Origin of the sequence: Polaribacter sp. Hel1_85 (assembly GCF_000766795.1) — a bacterium.
In the GTDB taxonomy this organism is placed as follows: domain Bacteria; phylum Bacteroidota; class Bacteroidia; order Flavobacteriales; family Flavobacteriaceae; genus Polaribacter.
Genome location: NZ_JPDS01000001.1, coordinates 1630772 through 1637500 on the forward strand (window position 1 = coordinate 1630772; position 6729 = coordinate 1637500).

The 6729-nt window shown below is 32.6% G+C and carries 2 protein-coding genes and 1 rRNA gene (1 of these 3 running past the window's edge); 2 read left to right on the forward strand and 1 reads right to left on the reverse strand.

The window, feature by feature from the left end; genetic code table 11:
- Positions 1 to 8: 8 nt before the first annotated feature.
- Both gltB and PHEL85_RS07155 read left to right on the forward strand, forming a co-directional pair.
- On the forward strand, positions 9 to 4520 hold the full coding sequence (gene gltB, locus PHEL85_RS07150; protein WP_036822860.1) for a glutamate synthase large subunit: 4512 nt from the start codon (positions 9 to 11) through the stop codon (positions 4518 to 4520).
- A gap of 4 nt (positions 4521 to 4524) precedes the next feature.
- Positions 4525 to 5988 carry a glutamate synthase subunit beta gene (locus PHEL85_RS07155; protein WP_036822863.1) on the forward strand — a complete coding sequence of 488 codons (1464 nt, stop codon included), beginning with the start codon at positions 4525 to 4527 and terminating at the stop codon, positions 5986 to 5988.
- Positions 5989 to 6687: 699 nt separating this feature from the next.
- Here the strand turns inward: PHEL85_RS07155 and rrf are convergent.
- A 5S ribosomal RNA gene (rrf, locus tag PHEL85_RS07160) occupies positions 6688 to 6729 on the reverse strand; it runs 68 nt beyond the window's last position.

Consider the following 6729-nt stretch of genomic DNA (forward strand, 5'->3'; position numbering starts at 1 on the left):
AATACAATATGGAGAAACAAGGATTATACTTACCAGAGTTTGAACACGAAAATTGCGGTGCTGGTTTTATCTGTAATTTGAATGGTGAAAAAACGAATCAGATTATACACGATGCCCTAGAAATTCTAGAAAAACTAGAACATAGAGGTGGTGTTAGTGCAGATGGAAAAACAGGTGATGGAGCTGGTTTATTAATAGATATTCCTCATGCTTATTTCAAACGTGTATGTGATTTTCCTATTCCTGACCAAAGAGAATATGCAGTTGGAATGGTATTTCTTCCTAAAGTTACCAATCAATATGATTATTGTAAAACAACTTTCGAAAACGAAATAAAGGAACAAGGACTTGCTATTTTAGGCTGGAGAGAAGTTCCTGTAGATTCTTATCAATTAGGAGAAATTGCTTTAGCATCAGAACCAAATATTGAACAATTATTTATTGGTAAAACCGATGAAATAGATGAAGCTACTTTTAAAGCAAAATTATATGCTGCAAGAAAAATAGCTGAACATGCAATCAGAAATTCTAAAATCTCTGAAAGCAATTATTTTTACATTCCAAGTTTATCAATAACCACTATCATCTATAAAGGTATTATTATGCCTGAAGATATTGGTCCTTATTATAAAGATTTACAAGAAATAGATTTAGTAACACGTTTGGCCTTAGTACATCAACGTTTTTCTACCAATACAATGCCAACTTGGGAGTTAGCTCAACCATTTAGACACATGTGTCAGAATGGAGAGATTAACACTTTAAGAGGTAATGTTAGTAGAATGCGTGTTCGAGAAGAAATCATGAAAAGTGATGTTTTTGGACCACAAATAGATAAATTATTTCCAATAATTTTACCAGGAAAATCAGATTCTGCTTCTATGGATATGGTTGTAGAATTGTTAACTCACACAGGTCGTTCATTACCAGAAATTATGATGATGATGATTCCTGAAGCTTGGGAAAAACACGAAACAATGACCAAAGAGCGTAAAGCTTTTTATGAATATAATGGTTGTATAATGGAGCCTTGGGATGGTCCTGCTTCTGTACCTTTTACAGATGGAGATTATATTGGTGCTCTTTTAGATAGAAATGGGTTAAGACCTTCTAGATATACCGTTACAAAAAGTGGAAGTTTAATTATGTCATCAGAAATTGGTGTTGTAGATGTTGCTCCAGAAGATGTAAAAGAACATGGTAGATTAGAACCAGGAAAAATGTTCTTGGTAGATATGAATGAAGGAAGAATCATTCAAGATAAAGAAATAAAAAGTAAAATTGTTTCTGAAAGACCTTACCAAGAATGGTTAGATAAAACTCGTTTACATTTAAAAGATGTTCCTTATACAAGTGAAACTTGTCCTATTGAAACTATTGATGTTAAAACAAGACAACGTTTATTTAATTATACTTTCGAAGATATTCAAGAAGTAATTACACCAATGGCAATTGTTGGTAAAGAAGCTTTGGGATCAATGGGAATTGATACACCTCTAGCTGTTTTATCAGACAGACCTCAATTAATATCTAATTATTTTAAACAATTATTTGCACAAGTTACAAATCCACCTTTAGATGGAATTAGAGAGAATATTGTAACAGATATTAGTTTAAATTTAGGAAAAGACAGAAACATTTTCAGTATTACTGATAGACAATGTAGAAAACTTAGAATTCAAAATCCTGTAATATCTAATGCAGATTTAGAAAAAATAAGAAACATAGATATCGAAAGTTTTAAAGCAGAAACTATCGAAATATTATACCCTAAAGCTCAAGGTTTAAATGGATTAGAAGATGCTTTAGATGATATCATTATTCAAATTGAAAAAGCTTTAGAAAGAAAAACAAATATTATTATTCTTTCAGATAGAGGTGTTAATAAAGAGCTTGCTCCAATACCAGCTTTATTAGCATGTTCGTTTGTAAACCATCAATTAAATCGTTTACGTAAGCGTTCTCATTTCGATATTATTATTGAATCTGCAGAACCACGTGAGCCACATCATTTTGCCACTTTATTCGGTTATGGCGCAAGTGCTATCAACCCATATATGGTTAACGAAATTATCCGTACACAAGTAAAAGAAGGTTTTATTACTGGTATGGATGAGCAAAAAGCAGTTGATAATTTCAACCAAGCAATTGGTAAAGGAATTTTAAAAGTAATGAACAAAATAGGAATCTCTACATTACATTCATACAGAGGTTCACAAATATTCGAAATTGTAGGGTTCAATTCACAATTTGTAGAAAAATATTTCCCATATACCGCTTCAAGAATAGAAGGTATTGGACTATATGAAATAGAAAAAGAAATAGATCAACGTTACAAACAAGCATATCCAGATAATCAAATTGATAAAAACTTAGGTTTAAATGTTGGTGGAGATTATAGATGGAGAAGAAATGGAGAACGTCATTTATTCAACCCAACTACAGTTTCTAAATTACAACAAGCAGTAAGATTAAGTGATCAAAAAAGTTATGATGTTTATGCTAAAACTATCAACGAACAGTCAGAAAGTTTAATGACAATTCGTGGTTTGTTTCAGTTTGATAACTTAGATCCAATTCCTTTAGAAGAAGTAGAACCTTGGACAGAAATTGTAAAGCGTTTTAAAACGGGTGCAATGTCTTATGGGTCTATTTCACGTGAAGCTCATGAAAATTTAGCGATTGCAATGAATAGAATTGGAGGAAAATCTAATTCTGGTGAAGGTGGTGAAGATAGAAAACGTTTCCAAAAAGATATCAATGGAGATAGTAGAAACTCTGCAATTAAGCAAGTAGCATCTGGTAGATTTGGAGTAACTTCTCACTATTTATCAAGTGCAAAAGAGATACAAATAAAAATGGCTCAGGGTGCCAAACCTGGTGAAGGTGGTCAATTACCTGGTGAAAAAGTTTTACCTTGGATTGCTTCTGCGAGAAATTCAACACCTTTTGTTGGATTGATTTCTCCTCCTCCACATCACGATATTTATTCAATTGAAGATTTAGCACAATTAATTTTCGATTTAAAAAATGCAAATCGTGAAGCAAGAATTAATGTAAAATTAGTATCTGAAGTTGGTGTAGGAACAATTGCTGCAGGTGTAGCAAAAGCAAAAGCAGATGTAGTATTAATTGCTGGTTATGATGGTGGTACAGGAGCTTCTCCATTAACATCATTAAAACACGCTGGTTTACCTTGGGAACTTGGTTTAGCAGAAGCACAACAAACATTAGTTCTTAACGATTTAAGAAGTAGAATTGTTGTAGAATGTGATGGTCAGTTAAAAACAGGTAGAGATGTTGCTATTGCAGCTTTATTAGGTGCAGAAGAATTTGGTTTTGCAACAGCTCCATTAGTAGCTTCTGGTTGTATTATGATGCGTAAGTGTCACTTAAATACATGTCCAGTAGGTATTGCAACTCAAGATAAAGAATTACGTAAAAACTTTAAAGGAACACCAGAACATGTAATTAACTTCTTCTTTTACATTGCAGAAGAATTAAGAGCAATTATGGCACAACTTGGTTTCAGAACATTAGATGAAATGGTTGGTCAAACACATAAAATCAACGCTAATAAAGCGATTAAACATTATAAAGCTAAAGGGTTAGATTTATCTAGTATTTTACACAGACCAACTGCTTATAGAAGCATGACTGTAAAAAATACAGAGAAACAAGATCATAATATCGATAATGTAATTGACTTTACTATATTAAAAGATTCACATAGAGCTTTGTATAGAAAAGAGAAAATGAACTTAATGTATCCAATTAAAAATACAGATCGTACTGTAGGAGCAATTGTAAGTAACGAAATTTCTAAAATTTATGGTCATTTAGGATTACCAGAAGATACTTTAAACATCAACTTTACAGGTTCTGCTGGACAAAGTTTTGGAGCATTTGGAGCACATGGATTAACATTTATTTTAGATGGTAATACAAATGATTACTTAGGTAAAGGTTTGTCCGGAGCAAAATTAATTATAAAGAAACCCGAAAAAGCAGACTTTTTAGCAGAAAATAATATCATTGTTGGTAATGTTTGTATGTTTGGTGCAGTAGCAGGACAAGCATATATAAACGGAATTGCAGGTGAACGTTTTGCAGTTCGTAATTCCGGAGCAACTGCAGTTGTAGAAGGTGTAGGAGATCACTGTTGTGAATACATGACAGGTGGTAAAGTTGTAGTATTAGGAAAAACTGGAAGAAATTTTGCTGCAGGTATGAGTGGTGGAATTGCATATGTTTATGATCCAGAAAACAAATTTGTAAACGGACTTTGTAATACTGAAACTATTGAATTTGAAGAAGTATTAGAAGATGATGCTGCAGAATTAAAAGCAACCATAGAAAAACACGTATTATATACAGAAAGTAAAAAAGGTGCTGCATTGTTAGCAGATTGGGATACAAGTTTAAAAAACTTTGTAAAAGTGATGCCAACAGAATACAAACGTGCTTTAGAACGTTTAGAAACAGAAGAACCAATGTTTGAAGAATTAACAATAGCATAATGTCATGGGAAAAGTAACAGGATTTAAAGAATTTGAAAGACAAGATGAAACGTATAAATCTGTAGAAGAACGTGTTCAGCATTATAAAGAATTTACAGTTCCTCTTTCTGAAAAAGAAATAACGAAACAAGGTTCTCGTTGTATGGATTGTGGTATTCCTTTTTGCCATAGTGGATGTCCTTTAGGAAATCTTATTCCAGATTTCAATCATATGGTACATCAAGGTGAATGGAAAAAAGCATCTTGGATATTACACTCTACAAATAATTTTCCAGAATTTACAGGTAGGTTATGCCCTGCTCCATGTGAACAATCATGTGTTTTAGGTATAATAGAAGATCCCGTTTCTATAGAAAATATAGAAAAAAATATTGTAGAACGTGCTTTTAAAGAAGGATGGATTAAACCACAACCTCCAAAAAACAGAACTGGTAAAACAATTGCTGTTGTAGGTTCTGGTCCTGCAGGATTAGCTACAGCTCAACAATTAAATAGAGCAGGTCATACAGTTACAGTTTTTGAAAGAGATGATGAAGTTGGTGGTTTATTACGTTATGGAATTCCTAACTTTAAGTTAGAAAAAGGTATTATAGATAGAAGAGTCGCTATTTTAGAAGCAGAAGGAATCATATTCAAGACAAATATCAATGTTGGTGTAAATTATGATGTTGAAGATCTAAAAGAATTTGATAGTATCGTTTTATGTGGAGGAGCTACAGAAAGACGTAGTTTACCTACTCCAGGAATTGATGCTGATGGTGTTGTACAAGCAATGGATTTCTTAACACAACAAACAAAAGTAGTATTTGGTAAAGAAGTTAAAGATCAAGTATTAGCTACAGATAAAAATGTAATTGTTATTGGTGGAGGAGATACAGGTTCAGACTGTATTGGTACTTCAAACAGACAAGGAGCAAAATCTGTTGTTAATTTTGAAATTATGCCAAAACCTCCAGGGCATCGTTCTCCAACAACTCCTTGGCCTTTTTGGCCATTACAGTTAAAGACTTCTTCTTCACATAAAGAAGGTGTAGAACGTAATTGGTTAATCAATACAAAAGAATTCGTAAAAGATAAAAACGGAAAGTTAACAGCATTAAAAACGGTTAATGTAGAATGGAAAATGGTTCCAGGACAAAGACCTCAATTAATAGAAATACCAGGTACAGAAAAAACTTGGCCTTGTGACTTAGCTTTACTAGCATTAGGTTTTACAGGCCCAGAAAGTACCCTTGCAGATAAACTAGGTATCGAAAGAGACGCACGTTCAAACTTCAAAGCAGAGTATGGAAAATATCAGACAAATGTTCCAAATATATTTACAGCAGGAGATATGCGTCGTGGACAATCATTAATTGTTTGGGCAATTTCTGAAGGAAGAGAGGCTGCAAGACAAGTAGACATCTATTTAATGGGTAAATCAGAATTACCTTCTAAAGATGTTTCTGGAGATTTAGTTGCCATGTAATATCTTATATCACAGAGAGCTGTCATACTGAGCTTGTCTAAGTATCTCATTTAAAAACACAAAACTCATCAAAATTAATTGATGAATTTTGTGTTTTTACATTACTGTAATTTCGACAGTGTGAATAATGAGCGTCAAGAAATCACAACTATCTATAATTTGGGCGTGCCCATTTTTCAAACAATTACGTTATTAAAAACAAACATTAAAGTTAAAAAAGGTCAGGCTATCCATTGCAAGTCCTCATTCGTACCTCACTGTGGGCTTTTCATTACTATCCTTCACGCAAATAGCAACTACTTTATCATTACAATAAAGACAAAAGTCATCTAACACAACTATTACTTCAAGTGTTAGTGAGCTACAAAAAATGTATCGAGAAGTAACATCATATCATTTCGCTTGTCCTTAATTTGAATAAAGAAAAAACAAAGTTATTCCTAATACATTACAACCTTTATTTGTAAAAAAAACTATGAATTCTATATCCCTATGTGGTCAACTTATTTTTTAAAATATTTTGAGGTGCAATCATTTTATAAACAGCTACGTTATAAGAAAAAACACAGTTTAATCATTACAAGGTAAAACCCATCTCAAACCCAAGCAGCCAAATATATATTCAAATTATATTCCATAAAAAAACCTCAATTCTTTAAGAATTGAGGTTTAGTTTGTCTTGATTCTATCAAGATTAAAGAAAGGCGGCGACCTACTCTCCCACATAAATGCAGTACCATC

Bases quoted from the DNA above. Each gene is read 5' to 3' on its own strand.
- gltB (WP_036822860.1), top strand. From the start codon at position 9: ATGGAGAAACAAGGATTATACTTACCAGAGTTTGAACACGAAAATTGC.
- PHEL85_RS07155 (WP_036822863.1), top strand. From the start codon at position 4,525: ATGGGAAAAGTAACAGGATTTAAAGAATTTGAAAGACAAGATGAAACG.